This window comes from Actinomadura napierensis, from assembly GCF_039529375.1.
GTDB lineage: Bacteria > Actinomycetota > Actinomycetes > Streptosporangiales > Streptosporangiaceae > Spirillospora > Spirillospora napierensis.
Map to the genome: position 1 here is coordinate 108,172 of NZ_BAAAMR010000005.1, position 23,702 is coordinate 131,873.

The 23,702-nt window shown below is 72.7% G+C and carries 20 protein-coding genes and 1 tRNA gene; 11 read left to right on the plus strand and 10 right to left on the minus strand.

All coding sequences use genetic code 11. From position 1 onward, the window contains the following. Positions 1-4: 4 nt before the first annotated feature. On the minus strand, positions 5-715 hold the full coding sequence (locus ABD296_RS05045) for a MurR/RpiR family transcriptional regulator (protein WP_344261940.1): 711 nt from the start codon (positions 713-715) through the stop codon (positions 5-7). Positions 716-1,002: 287 nt separating this feature from the next. On the opposite strand from ABD296_RS05045, the gene ABD296_RS05050 reads away from it, so the two are divergent. Together ABD296_RS05050 and ABD296_RS05055 are read left to right on the plus strand one after the other, a co-directional pair. Continuing rightward, complete coding sequence (locus ABD296_RS05050; RefSeq protein WP_344261942.1) at positions 1,003-2,250, plus strand: acyltransferase family protein; 1,248 nt, start codon at positions 1,003-1,005, stop codon at positions 2,248-2,250. 63 nt (positions 2,251-2,313) lie between these two features. Further along, positions 2,314-3,243, plus strand: coding sequence for a tellurite resistance/C4-dicarboxylate transporter family protein (locus ABD296_RS05055; protein ID WP_344261945.1), 930 nt, complete (start codon positions 2,314-2,316; stop codon positions 3,241-3,243). 2 nt (positions 3,244-3,245) lie between these two features. Here ABD296_RS05055 and ABD296_RS05060 read toward each other — a convergent pair whose 3' ends face one another. Together ABD296_RS05060 and ABD296_RS05065 are read right to left on the minus strand one after the other, a co-directional pair. Beyond that, on the minus strand, positions 3,246-4,655 hold the full coding sequence (locus ABD296_RS05060) for an MFS transporter (RefSeq protein WP_344261947.1): 1,410 nt from the start codon (positions 4,653-4,655) through the stop codon (positions 3,246-3,248). Positions 4,656-4,790: 135 nt separating this feature from the next. Beyond that, the gene (locus ABD296_RS05065; protein ID WP_344261949.1) at positions 4,791-5,096 is read right to left on the minus strand and encodes a hypothetical protein; all 306 of its coding nucleotides are present in this window, start codon (positions 5,094-5,096) and stop codon (positions 4,791-4,793) included. 283 nt (positions 5,097-5,379) lie between these two features. On the opposite strand from ABD296_RS05065, the gene ABD296_RS05070 reads away from it, so the two are divergent. Together ABD296_RS05070 and ABD296_RS05075 are read left to right on the plus strand one after the other, a co-directional pair. Then, positions 5,380-6,462, plus strand: coding sequence for an ATP-binding protein (locus ABD296_RS05070; protein ID WP_344261951.1), 1,083 nt, complete (start codon positions 5,380-5,382; stop codon positions 6,460-6,462). Then, positions 6,372-6,611: a response regulator transcription factor gene (locus ABD296_RS05075; protein ID WP_344261953.1), complete on the plus strand. Its 240-nt coding sequence runs from the start codon at positions 6,372-6,374 to the stop codon at positions 6,609-6,611. Before ABD296_RS05070 ends, ABD296_RS05075 begins: the two co-directional genes overlap by 91 nt. A gap of 4 nt (positions 6,612-6,615) precedes the next feature. Here the strand turns inward: ABD296_RS05075 and narI are convergent, their stop codons facing one another. From narI to ABD296_RS05095, 4 genes are read right to left on the minus strand one after another with little or no spacing between them, the layout of a single operon-like run. Further along, positions 6,616-7,359: a respiratory nitrate reductase subunit gamma gene (gene narI / locus ABD296_RS05080; protein WP_344261955.1), complete on the minus strand. Its 744-nt coding sequence runs from the start codon at positions 7,357-7,359 to the stop codon at positions 6,616-6,618. Next, positions 7,356-8,000: a nitrate reductase molybdenum cofactor assembly chaperone gene (gene narJ / locus ABD296_RS05085; protein WP_344261957.1), complete on the minus strand. Its 645-nt coding sequence runs from the start codon at positions 7,998-8,000 to the stop codon at positions 7,356-7,358. Before narJ ends, narI begins: the two co-directional genes overlap by 4 nt. After that, complete coding sequence (narH, locus tag ABD296_RS05090; RefSeq protein ID WP_344261959.1) at positions 7,997-9,631, minus strand: nitrate reductase subunit beta; 1,635 nt, start codon at positions 9,629-9,631, stop codon at positions 7,997-7,999. Before narH ends, narJ begins: the two co-directional genes overlap by 4 nt. Continuing rightward, a complete protein-coding gene (locus ABD296_RS05095) occupies positions 9,631-13,314 on the minus strand; it encodes a nitrate reductase subunit alpha (RefSeq protein ID WP_407061442.1) in 3,684 nt (1,227 codons plus the stop codon). The genes narH and ABD296_RS05095 overlap by 1 nt, the downstream gene beginning before the upstream one ends. A 366-nt stretch (positions 13,315-13,680) precedes the next feature. On the opposite strand from ABD296_RS05095, the gene ABD296_RS05100 reads away from it, so the two are divergent. After that, the gene (locus tag ABD296_RS05100; protein WP_344261963.1) at positions 13,681-14,310 is read left to right on the plus strand and encodes a nucleoside/nucleotide kinase family protein; all 630 of its coding nucleotides are present in this window, start codon (positions 13,681-13,683) and stop codon (positions 14,308-14,310) included. Here ABD296_RS05100 and ABD296_RS05105 read toward each other — a convergent pair. Beyond that, positions 14,307-14,708, minus strand: coding sequence for a DUF6221 family protein (locus ABD296_RS05105; protein WP_344261965.1), 402 nt, complete (start codon positions 14,706-14,708; stop codon positions 14,307-14,309). The two genes, ABD296_RS05100 and ABD296_RS05105, sit on opposite strands and share 4 nt — an antisense overlap. 63 nt (positions 14,709-14,771) lie before the next feature. Between ABD296_RS05105 and lipB the strand changes: the two genes are divergently transcribed. Next, positions 14,772-15,482 carry a lipoyl(octanoyl) transferase LipB gene (gene lipB, locus ABD296_RS05110; protein ID WP_344261967.1) on the plus strand — a complete coding sequence of 237 codons (711 nt, stop codon included), beginning with the start codon at positions 14,772-14,774 and terminating at the stop codon, positions 15,480-15,482. Between the two features lie 63 nt (positions 15,483-15,545). On the opposite strand, the gene ABD296_RS05115 is transcribed toward lipB, so the two are convergent. Further along, on the minus strand, positions 15,546-16,838 hold the full coding sequence (locus tag ABD296_RS05115; RefSeq protein WP_344261969.1) for a lipase family protein: 1,293 nt from the start codon (positions 16,836-16,838) through the stop codon (positions 15,546-15,548). A gap of 148 nt (positions 16,839-16,986) precedes the next feature. After that, positions 16,987-17,805, minus strand: a complete 819-nt coding sequence (locus ABD296_RS05120; protein ID WP_344261971.1) for an SAM-dependent methyltransferase — start codon at positions 17,803-17,805, stop codon at positions 16,987-16,989. Positions 17,806-17,961: 156 nt separating this feature from the next. Here ABD296_RS05120 and ABD296_RS05125 point away from each other — a divergent pair, with 156 nt between their 5' ends. From ABD296_RS05125 to ABD296_RS05145, 5 genes are all read left to right on the plus strand, one after another. Beyond that, positions 17,962-19,407 (plus strand): type I restriction-modification system subunit M, encoded by a 1,446-nt coding sequence (locus ABD296_RS05125; protein WP_344261973.1) that lies wholly within the window; start codon positions 17,962-17,964, stop codon positions 19,405-19,407. A gap of 4 nt (positions 19,408-19,411) precedes the next feature. Next, positions 19,412-20,464, plus strand: coding sequence for a restriction endonuclease subunit S (locus tag ABD296_RS05130; RefSeq protein ID WP_344261975.1), 1,053 nt, complete (start codon positions 19,412-19,414; stop codon positions 20,462-20,464). Further along, positions 20,461-21,255, plus strand: a complete 795-nt coding sequence (locus ABD296_RS05135; protein ID WP_344261977.1) for a methyltransferase domain-containing protein — start codon at positions 20,461-20,463, stop codon at positions 21,253-21,255. Before ABD296_RS05130 ends, ABD296_RS05135 begins: the two co-directional genes overlap by 4 nt. Before the next feature lie 61 nt (positions 21,256-21,316). Continuing rightward, a tRNA-Gly gene (locus ABD296_RS05140) sits at positions 21,317-21,388 on the plus strand. Positions 21,389-21,390: 2 nt separating this feature from the next. After that, positions 21,391-23,616, plus strand: coding sequence for a transcriptional regulator (locus ABD296_RS05145; RefSeq protein WP_344261979.1), 2,226 nt, complete (start codon positions 21,391-21,393; stop codon positions 23,614-23,616). The last annotated feature ends 86 nt before the right edge of the window (positions 23,617-23,702 follow it).

Sequence of the window (23,702 nt, forward strand, 5' to 3'; positions counted from 1 at the left end):
TGCCTCATCCGTCCGCGCCCCCTCGTTCGTCGGAGTAGATCGCCAGGGCCCGCGCCAGCCCCTCGCGCCTGGCCAGCCGCCGCCGCGCACCCTTCGCGCTGGCCGCGGTGAGCGTGGCCAGCGCGTGCACGACGGCGGAGATCGCGGTCGGGGAGTCGCTGAAGGACGCGCTTCCGGTGTCCACCACCACGGTGGTGTGCGCGGCGGCGGCCAGCGGGCTGCCCGCGTCGTCGGTGATCGCGACGACGTGCCCGCCCGCCGCGGCGAACTCGCACGCCACCACGATGGTGGGGCGGGCGTACCGGCGGAACGAGAACGCGATGAGCACGTCCGTGGGCCGGACGTCGCTGAGCACGTCGATGGCCCGCACGGCGGAATCGTCGATCAGGGTGACCCCGGCGAGGCTGGCCGACAGCTCCAGGTGCAGCAGCGCCGCGTGCGCGCGGCTCTTGGCGCTGCCGAGGACGAAGCGGCGGCGGGCCGCGACGACCCGCGCGGCGGCCTGCTCCAGCGTCCCGTCGGCCTGCAGCGCGGTCATGGTGTGGTCGAGGTTGGCGCGGTCCGCCTCGATCACCGCGTTGAGCAGCACCGAGGCCGAGGACTGCCGCCGCAGGCGCGCGCCGTAGCGGGCGTTCGGGCTGCTCAGCCGGCGGTTCTCGGCCGCCGCCTCGTCCCGCGCGTCCGCCGCCGGGGACCGGCCGGACTCCTCGCTCACGGGCCGCTCCTGTCCATCGATACGTAACCTATCTTGCCGCGCCCTGTTTCTAGCAGTATGGCGCAGCACACGTCAATGATGCTGCTCAGTCCAAATCAAGCCGGGTCGCTCGGGAACCGCGCCACCTCTGTCATCCCCTGGCGATAGGGAACGTATCCCGACATCCACGATCCTCACCGATGACGGCTCGCGACCGGGGGCCGGTCCGGCGACGGCGAGTCTGGGGGTTTTCTGGAGATCTTGACAAAATTCGCGGCGTTTCTTCCACGCAGGTCTAACCTGTCGGAATGATCCCGCCCTTAGGCGTTTCCACCCCCGCGACGCGGCTCGGGTGGCTGGACGTGCTGCGGGGGTGGGCGGCGCTGGCGGTGGCGCTCCACCACGCCACGTACGTGTACCTGCCGGACGTCCGGATCTCGCTGCAGGGCTGGTTCGACCCCGGCACCTACGGGGTGCTGGTCTTCTTCCTGGTGAGCGGGTACATCGTCCCGGCGTCGCTGGAGCGGCGGGAGAGCGTGCGCGGGTTCTGGATCGGCCGGTTCTTCCGCATCTACCCGCTGCTGGCGGTGGCGTCCTTCCTCGCGGTGCTGCCGTTCCTGCTGGGCGTGCTGGGCCTGCGGGCGGGGCTGGAGCACTACCACCCCGTGACGGCGGTCCTCGCGCACATGACGATGATGCAGGACCTCCTCGCCGTGCCGAACGCGATGAACGTGCTGTGGACGCTGTCGTACGAGATGGCGTTCTACCTGCTCGTCGTGGCGCTGTTCGTGGTGCGCGCGCACCGGCGGTCGGCGCCGTTGTCCGTCGGGATCGCGGCGGCGGCGCTGGCGGTCGGCGGGCTGCTGCAGCCGTGGCTGCTGTCCGGGCTGCTGTCCCGCAAGGCGGGGGTCGGCGTCGTCGTCGCGGCCGGTTCCGTCGCGCTGGTGGTGGCGGTCGCGGCGGCGATGTCGCGCCGTCCGGGCGCGCGGCTCGCGGGCGGGCTGCTCGGCGGGCTGCTCGCGGCCGTCCTGGTGACGCTGAACGGCCGGGTCGACGCGTGGCAGGGCCTGGCGATGATGGCGCTGATGTTCGCCGGGACCGCCGTCTACCGCGCGGAGCACGGGCAGATCCCGCGCTGGTCCGGCGGGGCGGCGGCGGTGCTGGTGCCGGCGGGCGCGCTCGCCGCCGGGGTCTGGAACATGCACGGCTACTGGCACGCCCAGCTCGTCTGGGCGGGGACGGTGGTGACGGCGACGGCGACGTTCGCGGGGGCCTGGCTGCTGCGGCACCGCCGGTTCCCGCGCTGGGCGACGAGCCTCGGCGCCATGAGCTTCTCGGTGTACCTGCTGCATCCCCTGCTGCTGATGGTGTCGGCCCAGTTCCTCGACCGGTCCGGCCGCGAGGACGTGCCGGGCCTGCTGGTCTTCGTCGCCGTGCTGCTGGCCGCCGGCTGGGCGTCCCAGCGCTGGATCGAGGCGCCCGGGCAGCGGATGGGCCGGCGCCTCGCGCGGCGCGCCCCGTCCAAGGCCGCCGAGCCGCCGGTGCTGGTGTCCTGACACCGCCGATCTTCGCCGGGGGCCGGTTCGCGTGCGCGCGAACGCGAGGGGTAGAAGTGACCGGTGAGCGGTGGAGAGAGTGCGCGCGGTCCTCAGCCGTGGGGCGCGATGGTCATGGCCACCGGCATCGTGTCGGTGGCGCTGGACCTCGCCGGGTTCACGGGGGCGACGCGCGTCCTGCTCGCGGTCACGGCGGTGCTGTGGGTCGTGATGGCCGTGTCGTTCGGCCTGCGGCTGCGGGGCGGGCGGGACAGGCGGCGCAGGGAGGAGTCCAGCCCGGTCACGCTGACCATGGTCGCGGGCACCGGGGTGTTCGGCGTCGGCCTTCTCCTGTTCAAGCGCGAGGTCGCGGCTGAGGCGCTGCTCGCGCTGATGGTGGTGGTGTGGGCGGTGCTGCTGCCGCAGGTGGTGCGGCATCTCAAGCGGCGACTGCCGGGCTCGGCCTACCTGGTGGCGGTGTCGACGCAGTCGCTGGTGGTGCTGTCGTCCACGCTGTCCAAGCAGCTCTCGGTGCGCTGGCTGCTCTGGCCGGCGGGCGCGCTGCTCGCCCTCGGCCTCGTCCTGTACGTGTTCGTGCTCAGCCGGTTCGACTTCGGCCAGCTGCTGGACGGGGCGGGCGACCACTGGGTGCTGGCGGGCGCCCTGTCCATCTCGGCGCTCGCCTGCGCGAAGCTCGCCCTCGCGGCCGGGCCGCCGGCGCCGCGCCCGCTGGAATGGCTGATGCTCACGATCCTGTCCGTGGCGTTCACCTGGTACGTCCTGCTGCTCTGCGCGGAGATCCGCCGGCCCCGGCCCGGCTACGACGGGCGCCGCTGGTCGACGGTGTTCCCGCTCGGCATGACGGCGGCGGCCGCGATGACGGCCGGGACGGTGGCCGGCCTGCACTGGCTGAACGTGCTCGGCCGCGTGCTGCTGTGGCCGGCGCTCGCCGTCTGGGCCGTCGTCGCGGTCGGGGCCGTCCGCCACGCCGCCGCCTCCCGTACCTCGGCCTGAGGTCAGCGCCGGGTGCGCGGCAGGAAGGCGACCAGCGCTGTGCCCGCCGCCGTGATGATCGCGGCGATCAGGAACGCGGTCGCGTAGCCGCCCGCGAGGTCGGCGCCCGACCGGGCCGCCGCGGTCGCGAGGATCGTCAGGCCGATCGCGCCGCCGATCGTCCGGGAGGTGTTGACGACGCCCGCGACGGCGCCCGCCTCGGCGCGGCCCACCCCGGCCGTCGACGCCTCCACCAGCGGCGTCATCAGCAGGCCGAAGCCGGTCGCCATCACGATGCCGGGGCCGAGGATGGAGCCGGCGAACGTCCCGCCCGCGTCCAGGACGGCGCTCTGCCACGCGAACCCGGCGGCGGTCATCAGCCCGCCCCCGGCGGCGAGGAGCCGCGCGTCCATCCGGGCCATCAGCGTGGGCGCGAGCTTCGAGCCGACGATGATGCCCGCGGTGTGCGGCAGGAACGACACCCCGGTCCGGACGGCGCTGTAGTGCAGGACGTTCTGCATGTAGAGCGACAGGAAGTACCAGAGCGCGAACCCCGCCATCGTGCTGACGAGGGTGGCGAGGTTGCCGACCGCGACGCTGCGCAGCCGGAACAGCCGCAGCTGGACGAGCGGCTGCGCCGTCCGGGACTCCACGAGGACGAACAGCGCCAGCAGGACGAGCCCGGCGAGCAGCGGCAGCAGCGAGTCGGCCGACGTCCAGCCGTGGTGCTCGGTCTGCCCGATGCCGAAGGCCAGCAGGCCGACGCCGCCGGTGACGAGCACCGCGCCGGGCAGGTCGAGGCGCTGCCGGGCGGCGGCCGCGGCCTCCTCCCGCAGCCACCGCGCCGCGACGACCGCGATGGCGGCGCCGATCGGCACGTTGATCAGCAGCACCCAGCGCCAGCTGAGGTAGTCGGTCAGCAGCCCGCCGACGAGCCCGCCGGTCGCGCCGCCGGCGGTGCCGACCGCCGTCCACATCGCGATCGCCCTCGTCCGCGCCGGCCCCTCGGGGAACGTCCCGGTGATCAGCGACAGCGTGACGGGCGCGAGGATGGCGGCGCCGAGGCCCTGCACGGCGCGGGCGCCGATGAGCATCCCGGCGTCCTGCGCGAGGCCGCCCGCGAGGCTGGCGGCGGTGAACAGGCCGAGGCCGGTGATGAACACCCGCTTGCGGCCGAACAGGTCGGCGGCGCGCCCGCCCAGCAGCAGGAACCCGGCGAAGGCCAGCGAGTAGGCGTTGACGACCCACTGCAGGCTCGTGGCGCCGAGCCCGAGCCCGCCGCGCATGCCGGGCAGCGCCACGTTGACGACGGAGATGTCCAGGACGACGAGGAACTGCCCGGTGGACGCGGCGAGGAGGGCGACCCAGGACGGGGTCCCGCCGGCATCCCGCTCCCCTGCCTCGACGGCATCGCTTTCTCGGATGGTGGTCATGGACCTCATGCTGTCGGCGCCGCACCCGGTCGCGCGTCGGCCGCCGGACCCAACCCGCGAGGTCCCATCGACCTAGGTCCTCGCCTCGGCCCCGCCGCGCCGGCCGGGGCGGGGGGCGGGGGGGGGGCCCGGAGGTCAGTGCACGGGGCGGTGCCGGATGCCGATCGCGGCGACGGCGGCGCCCACCGCGCACAGCACGCCGGTGACCAGAACGGCCACGTGGACGCCGTTCATGAACGCCTGCCCGCTCACCTCCACGACGGCGGCCTTGACCTGCGCAGGCATCGCGCCCGACGTCGGCGAGACGCCCATCGCGACCGCCTCCTTCGCCCCGGCCAGGCCCTGCGTCCGGTGCTGCGCGGGCGGGGCTGCTCCCCCATGACCCTGGGCGGGCTGACCCCCGCCGAGACGGGACGGCTGGCGGCGGACGAGCTCGGCCACGACCTGGACGACCGCGCCCTGGCCGGCCTGCGCGAACGCTCCGGCGGCAACCCGCTGTTCGTGCTGGAGCTGCTACGGCTGCACAAGGCGGCCGGCGACGCCGACGGCCTGCCGAGCGGCGTCCGCGACGTGATCGAGCAGCGCGCCGGGTGGCTCGGCCCGGAAGCCGCCGCGGCGGTGCGGCGGGACGGCCCGGTTCTCCCACGCGCTCGTCCAGGAGGCCCTTTACTCCCGGCTGGGCACGGCCGAGCGCGAGCGGCTGCACGCCCTGGCCGCCGAGGCGGTGCGGGCGGACGGCACCGCCGAGTCGCTCGCCTACCACCTGCGCGAGGCGGGCGACGCCGCGCGCGCCCTGGAGGCGACCCTCGAAGCCGCCCGGCAGGCCGCCTCCCGGCTCGCCCACGAGCACGCCGCGGCGCAGTACCGCGCGGCGCTCGCCCTGCCCGGCGCCGCCGCCCGCCGCGCCGGCCTGCTGGTGGAGCTGGCGCGCTGCGAGTTCCGCAGCGGCGACGTGGAGGAGGGCTGGCGGCACTGCCGCGAGGCCGCCGACCTCGGCCGCGCCACCGGTGACGCGCGGGTGGTCGCCGACGCCGCGACGGTGCCGCGCGACCTCGCGTTCTCCCCGCTGACCGCGCAGGTCCACGCACTGTGCCGTGAGGCGCTGGCGCTGCTCGACGGCGCCGACCCGGTCCGGGAGACGCGGCTGCTCGCCTTGCAGGCCCGGCACACCGAACTGACCAACGGACGCCACGTCCAGGACCGCCTCGCGCTGGGCGAGCGCGCCGCGCTCCTCGGCTGGACGCTGCCGGAGGCCGCCCTGTGGGGGCACGCCTGGCGCATGGACGGGTTCGCCGAACAGGGGTGCCGCGTCGAGTTCGAGGCGGAACTGGCCGCGTTCAGCGGGCACGTCGAACGGTCCGGCGAGCCGCTGTGGCGGTGGCGGCTGCTCCTCGTCCGGGCGGCCGTGGCGTTGGCGGAGGGCCGCTTCGCCGACGGGCGCGCCCTCGCGGCGGAGGCGCTCGCGCTCGGGCGGCGCTGCTGGCACGGCGGCGCCGAGCATCTCGACCTGGTGTTCGCCGCGCATGCCGCGATGCTCACCGGGGAGGGCCTCGCCGAGGTGGAGCCGCTGGTCCGGCGGCTCAGCGAGCACGGCCCGTTCTTCGCCCGGTCCTGGCTCGCGGTCGTCCTGGCGCATCTCGGACGGCGGGACGAGGCGGCCATGATCTGGCGGAGCGTCGCCCCGCACCTGGACCAGGTCTGGCCGAGCGTCTCGGCATGGCGCCGCTGGCGGAGCGGGCCCGCGCCCTCGCACGCGAGGGCGGACCGGGCCCGCTGTCGTCGCGCGAGCAGCAGGTCGCGGCGCTGATCGCGGAGGGCCTCACCAACCGCCAGATCGCCGGCCGCCTGCACCTGTCGGAGCGGACCGTGGAGAACCACATCTCCCACATCCTCGACAAGCTCGGCGTCGGCAACCGCACCCTGATCGCCTCCTGGCACCGGCAGGCCGGGTCGTGAGGGGTCAGTACCGCACGCCGATCCTCCGCCACCTGCGGCCACCGGTGCCCGGCTCGGACGGCGGGCCGGCGCGCCGGTCGCGGTAGACGACGTAGGGCCGCCACAGGTACCACAGCGGGTAGCTCCAGGCGTGCACGAGCCGGCTGAACGGCCACACCGCGAAGATCATCCAGGCGGCGGTGGCGTGCACCTGGTACATCACCGGCGCGTCGCCGATCGCCTGATAGTCGGGCGATCCCGCGAACAGGCTGCGGAACCACACCGAGACGGTCGTGCGGTAGTCGTAGCCGTCCCCGAACTCCTGCACGCCGAGTGTCAGGTAGATGCCGAGCAGGCTGATGATGCCGAGCAGGACCAGCGCGAGGTAGTCGACCGCGCTCGTGGTGGCGCGCACCCGCGGCACCCCCATCCGCCGGAAGATCAGGATGCCCGCGCCGATCAGCACCCCGATCGCCGCGACCGACCCGGCGATGCCGGAGAACAGCGTGTACGCCCGCTCCGGGATGCCGAGCCACTCGGTGAACGACCTCGGGATCAGGATGCCGATGACGTGCCCGGCGATCGCGGCGAACGTCGAGTAGTGGAACAGCGGCGCGCCCCATTTCAGCAGCCGCCGCTCTTGGAGCTGCGTGGACCGGCTCGTCCAGCCGAACTGGTCGTAGCGCCAGCGCCAGACGTGCCCGACGACGAACACCACCATCGCCGCGTAGGGCAGGATCACCCACCACCACAGGTCGAAGCCGCTCATCGCCGTGCCCCCGTTCCGCTGCCGTCGAGGTACCCCGGTGGGGCGAACGGCTCCAGCCCCACTTCCTCCTCCGGCGGCCCCTTCTCCCAGGCCTGCCGCACCAGCGCCATGTCCCGCCGTCCGAGCCTCGGCAGCCGCGTGCACACGGCCGCCACGACGTCGGCATAGGGGGTCCCGGCCTCGGCCAGGGCGCGGCGCAGCAGTTCCAGGTCGGCGCGGTGCCCGCGCAGCAGCCTCTCGCCGCGCGGGCCGAGCGCCGCGAAGTCGAGGACGAGCGGCAGGTAGTCCGGCAGCTCGTCCTCGGACGGGTCGTACCCGGCCGCGCGGTACGTCGCCTTGAAGGTCAGCATCGCCATCCCGCGCTTGCGGGTGTCGCCGTAGCGGTAGTACGTCAGGTAGAGCGCGCAGCGGCGGCGCAGGTCGAACGTCTCGACGTAGTGCTGCGCGACCTCGGTGGGCTGGGTGGCGCGCAGCCAGCCGAGGAAGCGGGCGAACGCGTCCCTGGCCGGCTTCGGCGAGGCGGACGCGGCGACGGCGTCGAGGTGGTCGAGCCCGTCGAACAGCGCCATCGTCGGGTACTGGAGCAGCACCGAGGCCAGCTTGTACGGGTCGACCGCGCCGCCGGCCCTGTCGCGGCTCATGACCCGTCCGCTTCGGGGAAGAGGTGCGGGGCGTCGCCTCGGCCGTTCCAGCCGAGCAGGTTGAAGTGCGTCCGGCCGTCACCGGCACGGAACATGCCGCCGCCGGACGCGCCGCCGGACGTCCCCGGGTGGAAGTCCGTCACGCCCGGCGGGCCGTTGCCGCCCATGCCGGGGCCGCCCTCGCCGTCCAGGCTGCAGAACAGCTGCTCGTGCTGGGCCATCAGCCGTCCCGCGTCCTCGGCGTGCGCCTTCGGTATCACGTAGCGCTCCTCGTACTTGCCGATGGCGAGCAGCCGGTACAGGTCGTCGAGGTCCTCCGGCGTCGCGCCGACCGACGCGGGCAGGTCCTCGTCCAGGTCGAGGCCGAGCTGCCCCGCCCGCATGACGGCCCGGACGGCCGCCAGCTTGCGAAGCACGTCGCGGACCGTCTCGGTCTTCCCCGCGGTGAACAGGTTCGCCAGGTACTCGATGGGGATCCGCAGGTCGTCGATGGTGGCGAACACCCGGTCGGGGTCGCCGTGGTCGTAGCCGGCGGCGTGCGCCACGTCCGCGACCGGGGACAGCGGCGGGATGTACCAGACCATCGGCAGCGTCCGGTACTCCGGATGCAGCGGCAGCGCGACCTTGTGCCGGACGGCCAGCGCGTACACCGGGGACCGCTGCGCCGCCTCCACCCAGTCGGCCGGGATGCCCGCCTTCGCAGCCTCCGCCTGGACTTCGGGGTCGGACGGGTCGAGGAACACCGACAGCTGCGCCTCGTACAGGTCCTGCTCGTCGGGGGTCGCGGCGGCCTCGGTGACCTTGTCGGCGTCGTACAGGAACAGCCCGAGATAGCGCAGCCGTCCGACGCACGTCTCCGAGCAGATCGTCGGCTGCCCCTCCTCGATGCGCGGGAAGCACAGCGTGCACTTCTCCGCCTTGCCGGTGCGGTGGTTGAAGTACACCTTCTTGTACGGGCAGCCCGACACGCAGAACCGCCAGCCCCGGCACCGGTCCTGGTCGACCAGGACGATCCCGTCCTCGGACCGCTTGTACATCGCGCCGGACGGGCAGGACGCGACGCACGACGGGTTCAGGCAGTGCTCGCAGATGCGCGGCAGGTAGAACATGAACACCTGCTCGAACTCCATCTTGACCCGGTCCTCCAGGCCCGCGAGGTTCGGGTCGGCGACCGCGGTCTCCGGGGCGCCCGCAAGGTCGTCGTCCCAGTTGCTGCCCCAGCGCAGCTCCATGTCCCGGCCGGTCAGCGCGGAGATGGAGTGCGGGCTCGGGTTCCGCGTGCCGAGCGGCGCGTCCACCACCGTCTGGTAGTCGTAGGTCCACGGGTCGCCGTAGTCGTCGATCGACGGCAGGTTCGGGTTGTAGAAGATCGACAGCAGCTTCAGCAGCCGCCCGCCCGCCTTCAGCTGGAGCCGCCCCCTGCGGTCGAGCTTCCAGCCGCCGTTCCACCGCTCCTGGTCCTCGTACCGCTTCGGGTAGCCGATCCCCGGCTTGGTCTCGACGTTGTTGAAGTACACGTACTCGGTGCCCGGACGGTTCGTCCACGTCTGCTTGCACGTCACCGAGCAGGTGTGGCAGCCGATGCACTTGTCGAGGTTCATCACCATCGCGACCTGCGCCATCGGCCTCATCAGAACCGCACCTCCTGGGCGCGCTTGCGGATCACGGCGATCTCGTCGCGCTGGTTGCCGGTCGGGCCGTAGTAGTTGAACGCGTAGGTGAGCTGCGCGTAGCCGCCGATCATGTGGGTCGGCTTGATCACCAGGCGGGTCAGCGAGTTGTCGGAGCCGCCGTGCCAGCCGGAGATCTCCGACCGCGGCGTCATCAGGTGCCGGTCCTTCGCGTGGTACATGAAGACGGTGCCGCGCGGCATCCGGTGGGTGACGACGGCCCGGCAGGCGACCACCCCGTTGCGGTTGTACGCCTCGATCCAGTCGTTGTCCCCGACGTCGATCCGGGCGGCGTCCTGCGGGCTCATCCAGATCGTCGGGCCGCCGCGGAACAGCCGCAGCATGTGCAGGTTGTCCGCGTACTCCGAGTGGATCGACCATTTCGAGTGCGGCGTGAGGTAGCGGACGGTCACCTCAGGGCGGCCCTCCTCGCGCACCCCCAGCTCGTGGGCGTGATGGCGGACGTAGTTCAGCGGCGGTCGGTAGGCCGGCAGCGCCTCGCCGTACTCGTGCATCCAGTCGTGGTCGAGGAAGAAGTGCATCCGCCCGGTCAGCGTGTGCCAGGGCCGCTTCCGCTCGACGTTGACGGTGAACGGCGAGTACCGCCGCCCGCCCGCTTCGCTGCCGCTCCATTCCGGGCTGGTGATGACGGCGCGCGGCTGGATCACGGTGTCGCCGAACGAGATGTGCTCGCCGGAGCGCTCCTCGGCGAGGTCCGCCAGCGGCATCCCGGTGCGTTTCTCCAGGTCCTTCCACGCCTGGACGGCGACGCGGCCGTTCGTGGTGCCCGACAGCGCGAGGATCGCCTCGGCCATGTGCACGTCGCGGCGCAGGGCCGGGCGGCCGTCCGCCACCCCGCCGCGCACGGCGCCGTTGGACTTCCGCAGATAGTCGACGGCTTCCTTCGGGACCCACGTCATGCCCTTGGTGGACGTGCCGAGAGTGTCGACGAGCGGGCCGAGCGCGGCCATCTTCTCCGCGACCGCCGTGTAGTCGCGTTCGATCGTCACCAGCTTCGGCATCGTGACGCCGGGGACGGGCTCGCACTCGCCCGCCTTCCAGTCCAGGACCCGGCCGCCGGGCTGCGCCGTCTCGTCCGGGCTGTCGTGCATCAGCGGCACCGGCAGCACGTCGGTGCGGGTGCCGAGGTGGTCTTCGGCGAGGCGGGAGAAGTCCTCGGCGATGAGCCGGAAGGCGTCGAAGTCGGTGCGGGTCTCCCACGGCGGCGCGATCGCCGGGTTGAACGAGTGCACGAACGGGTGCATGTCCGTGCTGGACAGGTCGTGCTTCTCGTACCAGGTCGCCGCCGGCAGGACGACGTCGGCGTAGGTGCACGAACTCGTCATGCGAAAGTCGATGGTGGTGAGCAGGTCGAGCTTGCCGCGCGGCGCCTCGTCCCGCCACGTCACCTCGTCCGGGCGCAGGTCCGGCGGAGACTCGTCGGCGCGGACGGCGTCGTCGGTCCCCAGCAAGTGCCGCATGAAGTACTCCATGCCCTTGCCGGAGGAGCCGAGGACGTTGGCGCGCCAGATCGTCATCACCCGGGGCCAGTTCTGCGGGGCGTCGGGGTCCTCGCCGGCGAACCGCAGCCGGCCCGCCTTCAGCTCATCCACGATGTGGTCGGCGACGGGACGTCCCGCGGCGGCGGCCTCGTCGGCAAGGTCGAGCGGGTTGCGGTCGAACCCGGGATGGCTCGGCGTCCAGCCCATGCGGGACGCCTGCGCCAGGCAGTCGGCGAACGTCCTGTCCCGGAACAGGCCGCGGCCGAGCGGCGTCGCCATCTCCTGCGGCCCGAACGTCTCGTACCGCCACTGGTCGGTGTGCAGGTAGAAGAACGACGTGCCGGTCATGTGCCGGGTGGGGCGCTGCCAGTCCAGCGCGAACGCCGTCTGCTGCCAGCCGGTCAGCGGCCGGACCTTCTCCTGCCCGACGTAGTGCGCCCAGCCGCCGCCGTTCACGCCCTGGCAGCCGCACAGCATCACCAGGGTGAGGAACGTCCGGTAGGTCTGGTCGGAGTGGTACCAGTGGTTCGTCCCGCCGCCCATGCAGATCATCGACCGGCCGCGCGACACCTCGGCGTTGCGGGCGAACTCCCGCGCCACCCTTACCGCCGCCTCGGCCGGAACCGTGGTGATGTCCTCCTGCCAGGCGGGCGTGCAGGGATGGGACGCGTCGCCGTAGCCGTCCGGCCAGTCCCCCGGCAGGCCGTCGCGGGGCACCGCGTACTGCGCCATCAGCAGGTCGAACACCGTCGTCACCAGCCGTCCGCCGACCCGCGCCACCGGCACGCCGCGCCGGATCACCGCGCCGCCCTCGGTCTCGCCGATGTCGAAGCGGGGCAGGTCGATCGGGCGCGCGTCGTCATGCCGGCCGTACAGGGTGAGCAGCGGGTCGGTCTCGCCGAGGTCGAGGTTCCACTTGCCCATGCCGGACTCGGTGAAGCGGAAGCCCAGCGACCCGTTCGGCGCCACCGGCTTCCCGGTGGCCGCATCCAGCAGGACCGGCTTGTGCGCCGCGCCTTCTCCCTCGTCGCCCAGTTCCGCGGCGGTGAGGAACCGTCCCGGGACGACGGCGTCGCCGCGCTCCTCCAGCGTCACCAGGAACGGCAGGTCGGTGTAGGTCTTGACGTACTCGGTGAAGTACGGCACCTGCCGGTCGCGGAAGAACTCGCTCAGCACCACGTGGCCCATCGCCATCCCGAGCGCCCCGTCGGTGCCGGGCGCGGCGGGCAGCCAGTCGTCGGCGAACTTGGTGTGGTCGGAGAAGTCCGGGGACACGACCACGACCTTCTGCCCCCGGTACCGGGCCTCGGTCATGAAGTGCGCGTCGGGCGTCCGGGTGATCGGCAGGTTCGTGCCCCAGACCATCAGGTACGAGGAGTTCCACCAGTCGCCGGACTCCGGGACGTCGGTCTGGTCGCCGAACACCTGCGGCGACGCGATCGGCAGGTCGGCGTACCAGTCGTAGAACGACAGGATCGTCCCGCCGATCATCGACAGGAAGCGGGTGCCCGCCGCGTACGACACCATCGACATCGCGGGGATCGGCGAGAACCCGACCACCCGGTCCGGGCCGTACTCCTTCACCGTGTGGACGTGCGCGGCGGCGATCAACTCGGTGACCTCCGCCCACGTCGCGCGGACGAACCCGCCCTTGCCGCGCGCCCCCTTGTACAGCGCCGACCGCCCCGGGTCACCGGTGATCTCCGCCCACGCGGCCACCGGGTCGCCCAGCCGCTCCCGCGTCTCCCGCCAGATCTCCAGCAGCGGGCCCCGCACGTACGGGTACCGCACCCGCGACGGCGAATAGGTGTACCAGGAGAACGACGCGCCACGCGGGCAGCCCCGCGGCTCGTACTCCGGCGAATCCGGGCCGACCGACGGATAATCGGTCTGCTGCGTCTCCCAGGTGATGATGCCGTCCTTGACGTACACCTTCCACGAGCACGAACCCGTGCAGTTCACGCCGTGGGTGGAGCGGACCTCCCTGTCGTGCCGCCAACGCTCCCGGTAGAACTCCTCGGCGCCGCGTCCGCCGTTCCGGTGCAGCCGCCGGTAGTCGCCGGACGGCTTTCCGGGAACGAAGAATTGCGCCTGCCGCAGCATTTTCTCGATCGGCTCACCGCCCGGCAGCAGCGGCGCCATCAGGTCCTTCTTCGCGGAAGGCGCCCCGTCGCGCGACTCCAGCGGCCCGGTCGCCGATGCCATGCGTCCCCCTCGTCGCGCCGATAACCGATGCCGCAGACGCACGCCGGCCCACATCACGGACGCGCGCATACGGACGATTAGCTACCCGGCCCGGGAATGCCCAATCAGAGGGGACGACGTGTTGTTGCCACAGGTCCCTTGTGGCAACAACACGTCGCGGTGACGCTACAGAAGAACGGCGCCCGAAGGCAAAGCAACCGGGGGCTCAAATGGAGAATTTCCCGCTAAGTGGCAATTGTGGCCGAAGACCGCGCATGCCCGTTCCCGGCCGGGGCACGCGCGGCCGTGTTGCAGGATGGAGGGGTGCGTGCGCGAGCGATCACACCCGAGCGGGCGGTCGAGGAGGTGCGCGGCCGGATCGACGGCGCGCCGCGCGAGACGTGGCGGCGGGTCGCGGTCGACGGGGCGCCGGCGGCGGAGCCGTGGGTGCTCGCCGACGCGCTGGCCGGTCCGCTGCGCGCGGCGGGACGCGACGTCGTGCGGGTGTCGGCGCGGGACTTCCTGCGGCCCGCGTCGCTGCGGTACGAGTTCGGCCGCGAGGACCCCGACGTGTACTACGACGAATGGCTCGACGTGGGCGGGCTCATGCGGGAGGTGCTGGCTCCGCTGGAGCCCGGCGGCACCGGGAAGGTGCTGCCGAGCCTGTGGGACAGCGAACGGGACCGGGCGACGCGGGCGCGGTACACGGCCGTCCAGCCCGGCGGCGTCCTGCTACTGGACGGCGCGCTGCTGCTGGGCCGGGGCCTGCCGTTCGACCTGGTCGTCCACCTGACGATGTCGCCTGCCGCGCTGGCCCGCCGCACCCCCGAAGAGGAGGCGTGGACGCTCCCCGCGTTCGCGCGCTACGACCGCGAGGCCGATCCGCTGCGGACCGCCGACGTCGTCCTGAAGACCGACGACCCGCGCCACCCCGCCCTCATCGAGTCGGTCTAGACGCGCCATTCCTCCCGGTAGTCGGGGTGGTGCGCGTACGGCAGGGCGAGGAGGCGGAGGGCCTGTTCGCGGACGGCCTGGGCGGCCTGCTGCTCGGGCGTCGCGCGGCCCTGGGCGATGATCCAGGCGTGTTTCTCGCAGTCGTCGACGAACTGCCGCCGGGCGGCCACGTCCTGAAGGACGCGGGACGGGTGGTGGCGGGCGATGTGCTCGGCGTACGACGCGTTCTCGGCCGACGCGACGAAGCCGGGCCCGCCGCCGGAATCGCCGCCGGGCTCGTCGCCGCCGTCGAGCCGGACGGTGCCGGCGGGCGCGGCCGCCCAGGCGGCGCCGGAGCACGCCCGGGCGACCTGCTCGTCCTTGGCCAGCCGGGCGCGCAGGAAGTCCACCAGATCCATGCGACCATCCTGCCTCGCGGGAACGACATCGGCGCCCGGATACACTCGCGGCGGGGAGGATTCATGTCATTGACGACGTCCCATGGCGAGCCGGGCACCGCGCGCACCGGGTTGCGGGCGCGCCGCGAGGGCGGGCCGCTGCGGGTGATCGAGAGCGAGCTCGTCGACTACGCCGAGGCGATCGCGGCCATGGAGCAGATGGTGCGCGACCGGCAGGCCGGTACGGTCGACGACACGCTGTGGATCCTGTCGCATCCGCGCACGTACACGGTGGGGCGGCGGACGCCGCCGGAGGAGCGGCCCGACCCGGCGCACGGCATCCCTGTGGTGGAGGTGCGGCGCGGCGGGAAGCTCACCTACCACTCGCCAGAGCAGATCGTCGGATACCCGATCCTGAAGCTCGCCGATCCGCGGGACGTGGTGGGGCTGCTGCGCGACATCGAGAACCTGCTGGTCGGGGTGCTCGGCGAGCTGGGCGTCGCGGCGGAGCGGCGGGACACGCCGCCCGGCAGCCCGCTGCTGACCGGGGTGTGGACGGCCGAGGGCTGCAAGATCGTCTCGCTGGGGATGCACATCTCGCGCGGCGTCAGCGCGCACGGGTTCTCCATGGACGTCGACGCCGACCCCGCGCCGTGGACGTGGGCGGTGCCGTGCGGGATGCCGGACGTGGAGATGACGTCGGTGTGCCGGGAGCGGGAGCGGCGGGGGTTGGCGCCGGTCACGCAGGCCGAGGTGCGGCGGCTGATCGTGGACGCCTGGCGTAGCGAGGCCTGAGGGAGCGAGGCCTGAGGGACGGGCCGTTCCCGGCCCGCCCCCGGCGTCATTGAACGGAGAGCGTCACTTCGCGGGGCAGTTGCCCTGGACGGGCTTCCCGGCGAACCGGTCGGCGAGGAAGCTCATCATGTCCCCCTCGCTCTGGAGCATGCCGGTCGCGTGCTCGGCGATCCAGTAGCTCTTGTAGGTGACGTTGGCGCCCTTGGCGCACCAGTCGTGGTCGAGCGTCTCGGCCTGCTTCGCCGGGATGATCTCGTCCAGCAGCGCCTGCCCCTGGAAGACGGGAACGCTCGGCGCGGTGGAGCCGAGCTTGTTCTCGTCCAGCCGGGCCTGCCACTGCGGGGTGTTCAGCGGGTCGGTGGTGGTGTAGTCGCTGATCTTCTTGAACGCGGTCTCGAGCACCGTGGCGGGGCCGTCGAAGCTGACCAGGCACATGTCCTTGGCCTTCGCCAGCAGCGCGCGCCCGTTGTCGTTGAGGTAGCCGTCCAGCTTCAGTTCGGGGTAGGCGGCGTCGTAGCCGACGGCGGCCATGAACATGAGCGCGACGAACGGGCTGCCGTCCAGGCTCGCCGCGACCGCGCGCAGGTCGGCGGGGATGCCACCGGCTGCGACGCCCTTGAGGTCGAGGTCCGGCGCGTAGGACTTGGCGAGTTCGGCGGCCCATCCGGCGGACGTCCCGCCCTGCGAGTAGCCCTTGATCGCGACGGGGGCGCCGGCGAGCCCGGCGTCCGGGAGGCGCTCGGCGGCCCGCGCCATGTTGAGGACGGCCATGCCCTGCGAGCGCCCGACCTCGTAGGTGTGCTGGCCGGGGGTGCCGAGGCCCTCCATGTCGGTGAGCGCGACGGCCCAGCCCTGGTTGAGCGCGTCGATGACGAACAGTTCCTCGTAGTCCAGGCCCTGGGTGAGGGTGTAGGACGGGGCGCAGGCGTCGCCGAGCCCGCGCGTCCCGACCGCATAGGACACGAGGGGGCGCTTGCCGGCGCCCGTCCACGGCTTGTCCGGGACGAGGACGGTGCCGGACACCGCCGCCGGCGCGCCGGTGGCCGACTGCGACCGGTACAGCACCTGCCAGGACTTCACTCCCGCGTAGGGCGAGTGGCCGGCCGGGTCGACGGTGAACAGCGACGGGCGGGAGCGGATGACGTCGCCGGGCTGCCCGGCGGGCAGTGGAGAGGGCGGCTGGTAGAACGGATCCTGGCCGGGAGGCTGGGCGGGGGCCGGGGCTGGGGTCTGGGTGGGAGCCGGGGCGTCCTGCGGCGCCGCGGCGGCCGTCCCCTGCAGGGCGGCCGCCGTCACGGCGGCTCCCGCGCAGGACGCCACCACGGCGTGCAGGACCCGGCGGACACTGCTGTGCATGACCTGAACCCTTCGTGTCGTCCCCCGTGGCCGTCCCGGTGACGGCCACCGAACACTAAGGTAATTAGACACTTATTCCAATGGGCGCCGGTACGCATCGGTGGGCCCGGCCTTGTCAGCCGCGCCACAAACCGCACGGCCGCGCGCGTTACGACGTCTTGGCGCCGACCCCGCACAGGAAGTAGTCGCCGCCGGCGCCGATCCGGCCCGTGCCGGGCTCGGGGCGCCAGTCGTCCAGCCGGACCAGGCCCGGCTCCAGCAGCGTCCAGCCGTCGAAGAAGCGCAGCTGCCGCTCGCGGCTGCGGTGGGTCATGCCGGTGTTGGCCTGGCCGTAGACCTCGGTCGAGTTCTCCGTGACCGCGTCGTCGCCGGTGATGTGCGAGATCACGACGTGGCTGCCGGGCGGCAGCGCGTCGCGCAGCGCCGCGACGGACCCGTAGGGGTCCTCGTCGTCGCTCAGGCAGTGCAGGACGGCCAGCAGCATCAGCCCGACCGGCTCGCCGAAGTCGATCGTCTCCCGCAGCACCGGGTCGGCGAGGATCGCCTCGACGTTCCGCAGGTCGTGCTCCAGGACGGTCGTCCGGTCGTCGGTGGCGGTGAGGGCGCGCCCGTGCGCGACCACGACCGGGTCGACGTCGAGGTAGGCGACCCGCGCGTCCGGCACGACCTCGCGGACGACCTCGTGGACGTTGCCGCGCGTCGGCAGCCCGGTCCCGACGTCGAGGAACTGCCGGACGCCCGACGCGGCGAGGTGCCGGGCGGCGCGCAGCAGGAACGCCCGGTTGTGCCTGGCCAGGACGGGGGTGAACGGCGCGCGGGCGAGGATCTTGTCGGCCGCCTCGCGGTCGGCCGCGTAGTTGTCCTTGCCGCCGAGGTAATAGTCGTACATGCGGGCCACGTTCGGCACCCGCATGTCCACTTCGCGGGGCGTCCAGCCGTCGTTCACCTCGTGCCTCCCGTCCGGCATTGGAGCGATCTTCAGCCTAACCTGGCGGGTGAGGCGAATTCGCGTTTTCCCGCGACAAGCGCGCATCGCCGCCGCCGGCGGAGGCGCCCGGTCCGCCGGCGAGCGCCGGCGGCCGGTGCTCGCGGCGCGGGCCCGGACTGCCTAGAGTCTGCCGATGTGACGCAGACGGGAATCACGGAACTGCAGGACGTCCTGTGGAAGGCCGCCGCGAAACTGCGCGGGTCCATGGACGCCTCGCAGTACCGGGATTTCGTGCTCGGCCTCGTCTTCCTCAAATACGCCTCGTCCGCGTTCCCCGGCATTCCCGAAACGGCCCGATGGCCCGCCGTCGTGTCCGGCCCGGGGCCGATCGGCGGGCGGATCGACGCCGCCATGGCGGCGGTGATGCGGGCGGAGCCGTCGCTGGACGGCGCCCTCCCCCTGATCTTCGGCGCGGAGAACGTCGACCAGCGGCGGCTCGCCGACCTCGCCGGCGTCATCGGCGACGCGCGGTTCACCGGCCGGGACCGGGAGTCCGCCCGCGACCTGCTCGGCGAGGTCTACGAGTACTTCCTGGAGACGTTCGCCCGCGCGGAGGGCCGCCGCGGCGGCGAGTTCTACACGCCGAAGAGCGTGGTGAAACTGCTGGTGGACGTCCTCGAACCGTACAAGGGGCGGGTGTACGACCCGTGCTGCGGCTCGGGCGGGATGTTCGTCCAGGCGGAGAAGTTCGTGCTGAGCCGGCGGGGCCGCAGCGGGGACATCGCGGTGCACGGGCAGGAGGCCAACGCCCGCACCTGGCGGCTCGCCCGGATGAACCTCGCCATCCACGGGATCGCCGGCGACCTGTCCGCGCGGCACGCCGACACCTTCTACGAGGACGCGCATCCCGGCCTGCTCGCCGACCACGTGCTGGCCAATCCGCCGTTCAACATGTCGGACTGGTACCGCGACAGCGGCGACCCGCGCTGGCGGTTCGGAGTGCCGCCGGCCGGGAACGCCAATTTCGCCTGGATGCAGCACATCGTGTCCAAGCTCGGCCCCCGGGGCGCCGCCGGAGTGGTGATGGCGAACGGTTCGATGTCGTCGCGGCAATCGGGTGAGAGCGGGATACGCGCCGCGATGGTCGAAGCCGACCTGGTCTCCTGCGTGGTCGCGCTGCCGCCGCAACTGTTCCGCACGACGCCCATTCCCGCGTGCCTGTGGTTCCTCTCCAACGACAAAGGCGCGGAAGACGGCCGCGACGACCGGCGCGGGCAGGTGCTCTTCGTCGACGCCCGTTCCATGGGGACGCTGCTCGACCGCACCGAACGCGTCCTGACCGGCGACGACATCGCCAGGATCGCGGGAACGTACCATTCCTGGCGCGGCGGCCCGAGCGCTTCGCGGCCGTACGCCGACGAGCCGGGTTTCTGCCGTTCGGCCGCGCTGGACGAGATCCGCGACCACGGTCACGTCCTCACTCCCGGACGTTATGCCGGCGCGGCGGAAACGGCGGGCGAGGCGTCCGAACCGGTCCGCGACCGGGTGGAGCGGCTGACCAAGGAACTGCTCACGCGGTTCGACGAATCGGCCCGGCTCGAGCAGGTCGTCCGGACGCGGCTGGAGCGGCTGGACGGCTGAGGGGATGACCAGGCTCGGCGACGTCGTCGCCTTCACGAACGGCCGGGCGCGGTCCGCCGCCGGCACCCGCTACCCGACGTACGGGGCCAACGGCGTCATCGGCACGTCCGGGGAATTCAACGCCGACCGGAACAGCACCATCGTCGGGCGGGTGGGCTCCTATTGCGGCGCCGTCCATTACGCGCACGAACGGTGCTGGGTCACCGACAATGCCATCATCGCGATGCCGAAGGACGGCGTGCATCCCCGGTACGTCTATTACCTGCTCAAAGGGCTCGGCCTGAACCACCATCGCATCGGGTCGGGCCAACCCCTGCTGACCCACGCGATTTTGAACACGCTTCCCGTTCACGATCTGCCGCGCGCCGGCCAGAACGCCGTGGCGGAGATCCTCGGCGCGCTCGACGACAAGATCGCCGTCAACGAGCGGCTCGCCGCCGACGCCGACGCGCTGGTCAGGGCGCGATACACCGAACTCGCCGCGTCCGCTGCGGACTCGGTCCGGCTGGACGCGCTCGGCGGGCCGGTGACGGTGAACGTCCCGGCCGCGGACATCGGTGCCGGCGAGAACCACATAGGGCTGGAACACATTGCGAAACGGCACATGTGGCTCTCGGAATGGGCCGGCACGTCCGCCGTGCTGAGCACCAAGCGGCGGTTCAGTGCGGGCGACGTGCTCTTCGGGAAACTGCGGCCCTATTTCCACAAGGTCGGCCTGGCCTTCGTGGACGGCGTCGCCTCGACCGACATCCTGGTCGTCCGCCCGAAGGACGCGCGCCATCGCGGCTGGCTGCTCGCGGCGCTGTCCAGCGACGAGGTCGTCGCGCACGCCTCCGCCCTCAGCGACGGCACGCGCATGCCGCGGGCCAAATGGCCCGACCTGGCCCGCTACGGGATCCCGTGGCCGGGCGAACCCCGCGCCCGCGAATTCGGGGAGCTCGTGGACGCCCTCGCGGACCGGGTGCGCGCCGCGAGGGCCGAGAGCGCGGCGCTCGCCGGACTGCGGGACGCGCTGCTCCCCGAAATGCTGGCCGGACGGACGAAGGCGGCTCCATGAGCGACGACCCCGAATACCTGCTGGACAACCGGCGCGCCGAGGCCGGCGTCCGGTTCCAGGCGATCTCCGAGCTGTTCGACCCGTGGACGTTCCGGCACCTGGACGAGCTGGGCGCCGGGCCCGGCCTGCGGTGCTGGGAGGTCGGCGCGGGCGGGCCGTCCGTCCCGCGGTGGCTGGGCGACCGGGCCGGCGAGCGGGGCCGGGTGCTCGCGACCGACATCGACGTGTCCTGGACGCGCCCGGCGGCGGGCGGCGCCGTGGAGGTCCGCCGGCATGACATCGTCCGGGACGCGCCGCCCGCCGAGACGTTCGACCTGGTGCACGCCCGGCTCGTCCTGGTCCATCTGGCCGACCGCGGGCGGGCGCTGCGCACCATGATCGACGCGCTGCGCCCCGGCGGGGCGCTGCTGATCGAGGACGCCGACCCGGCGCTGCAACCACTGGCCTGCCCGGACGAGCACGGGCCCGCCGAGCGCCTGGCCAACAGGCTCCGCCACGGCTTCCGCGCGCTCCTCGCCGGGCGCGGCGCCGATCTCGCCTACGGCCGCACCCTGCCGCGCCTGCTGCGCGAGGCGGGCCTCGACGAGGTCCGCGCCGACGCCTACTTCCCGATCACGTCCCCGGCCTGCCGCGTCCTGGAGGCCGCGACCGTCCGGCAGCTCCGCGAGCAGCTCATCGCCGCAGGCCACGCCACCCCCGACGAGATCGACCAGCATCTCGCCGCCCTCTCCGACGGCCGGCTCGACGTCACCACGGCACCGCTCATCTCCACCTGGGCCCGCAAGCCCTGAGCCCCACGACACCCGAAATCCCTTTGCGTCGAAATGACGGCGTTCCTACTCTGAGGCGCAACAGCGTGTAGCTCAGCAGTAGAGCATCGGGCTTCCTACCCGAAGGGCGCGGGGGCGGAACCCGCCACGCTGGCTATGAACGAGGACGTACAGGCCAATCCCGGCTACGCCGCGGGACAGATGTCCAGGGCTTTCGTGACCGCGCTGACGCACGAGAGCGAGGAGACGCGCCGGCTGGCGGAAATGCGGTTGGAGCGCTGGAGGAACGTCCTCTCCGGAATGGCGGACGGATCGCTGTCGATCGGCTCCCGGACGCCCGTCAAGGGACTTCCCGCATGGGTGACGCCGGAGGTCGTGCGCGGCGGCTTCGCCACCGGCACCGCCGCCGCGAGCGGGCCGCCGCTTCCGCACGAGCAGCACGCCGCACGCCGGGCCGGCATCGCGTGCGACCGGCGCTCGCTGTTCCTGCATTACCTGACCGACGAGGGCATCGACGAGCTTTACGCGCTGCTGGACAGCGGCGAATACGAGGTCGCCCTTCCAGAAGAGGGCGCGCTGCTCACCGTCGCCTGGCTTCTGCGGGCGGGCGACCGCGCGGGCGCGCTGGAGATACTCGACGCCATCGGCCCGTTCGCGGACCGGCTCCGTTTCACTCCCCGGCCGGGCACTCCCCTGGGCGACGCCTCGCTCGTCCACCGGGAGACCGTCGGGCAGGTGCGCAGGCGCATCGAGGACAAGCCGACGAACAACGCCGTCGCCGCGATGAACGAAGCGCTCGTGGTCTGGAATCCGTTCGCGGACGAACTGCTGGAGCATTGGCTGGAGACCGTCCATGACGGACGGGTCTTCGCGGTGCTGCCCGACGGATGGGGCGAGCGCGGCGCGGAACTGCTGGCGCGGTACCGACGGCTGGCCCGCACCCACACCCTGTGCGGCAAGCACCGCAACCCCAAGGAGAACCTCGCCATTCTCCGGACGTCCCTGGAGAGCCTTTTCGAGGGACGGGGCGTGCCGCGCCTGCTGCAGCACGCCGTCGACTCGATGGTCGCCAGGCGCGGCCTGCCCGGGTCCGCGGAGCACACGGCGCTCCGCCAGCGACAGGCGGCCGATGGCGCGCGGCCCGCACACCACACGCTCGCGCAGATCGTGCTGGCGCGCCTCGCTGACGTCCCGCAGGACTCCGGGGTGCCGTCCATCGACCCGTTCGTGGCGCCCGTTACGGAGGACGAGTCGCGCAGTACGGGCGTCAAGGCGGGCACCGCGCTCCCCGACCGGCTGTGCGAGATCGTCAAGAACGCCCTACAGGCGCCGGTACCGACGCTCATCGAACGCGGGATCGTCCCGTCGGCGGAGGTGCTCGCGGAGCTCACTCCCCAGCTCGTCGCGGCGGCCACCACGCGCGCCTATCCGGATCCCGCGCTACGCCGCCTGATGGCGGCGCAGTACACCGCGTTCCGTAACCGCCGCACCCTGCTCCTACTCAACCTGGAAAGTCAGGTGCGGATGGAGGAGCTGCCATGGGTGCGCGCCGTGCAGCGCTACCGCCGCACGGACGGCACCGGTCAGCGGGAGGCGCGCGCCGTTCTCGTCCAGCTCGGTGAACTGGCTCTGCAGGGCTTCCCGGGAACCGTTATGCCCAACCCGCTCCTCAGCGAGCTGAGCGCCCTCACCAAGCGCGCGGGGCTGCAGGTGCCGTTCGTGGAGGAACTGGCGGCGGACATCTTCATGGGCACGTTCTCCACCAAGTACCTGCTTGCCGCGCAGCTCGCGGCGGACGTGCTGGAGGGCACCCTCTACGAGCGCTACTACGGGATCGACTACGCGGCCGTACGCACGATGGACGGCGGCGGGCGCACGTCCGACGCCTTCGACGAGCTGTGCCGTACCCGGGCCGGTGACCTGGCGGGCCGCTCGTGGGTCGCCGCCAACGGGAAGGTCATCGAGCAGGCGCAGATCCTGACGTCCCACAACCTCGCCCCGCTCGTCCACCCCATCGGGGCGAGCCCGTCGCCCGGCTGGGACGACCTGGCGCGCCGCGCGTTCGCCGTCACCTGCCGGCTCGTCAAGCAGGTGCACGGGAACCCGCGCCCGCTGGGGACCGTCAAGGACGCCGCGTACGCGTGGCGGCAGGCGGTCTTCTTCCTCGCGCTGTGCGGGCTGAAGGAGCAGGTGTCCGTCATCGCGTGGATGCAGGACGAGCTGGACCGGCAGCCGCCCCACACCACCGCCCGCCTCGACCCGGTGCTCGCGGGTCTCCGGCACCTCCTGACGGGCGGGAGCCTGGACGACGGAACGGCGCCGGGAGCACGCCGGTTCACCGGCTGGGCGCCGTCCGGCCACTGGCTGCTCACAACCCGCTGACCTGTGCCTTCACCATCGCCGCCGGATTGTCGGTGGGCGATGCAAGGCTTTCACCACCTGCCCGGTCAGGGCGGGAGAACTTTGCG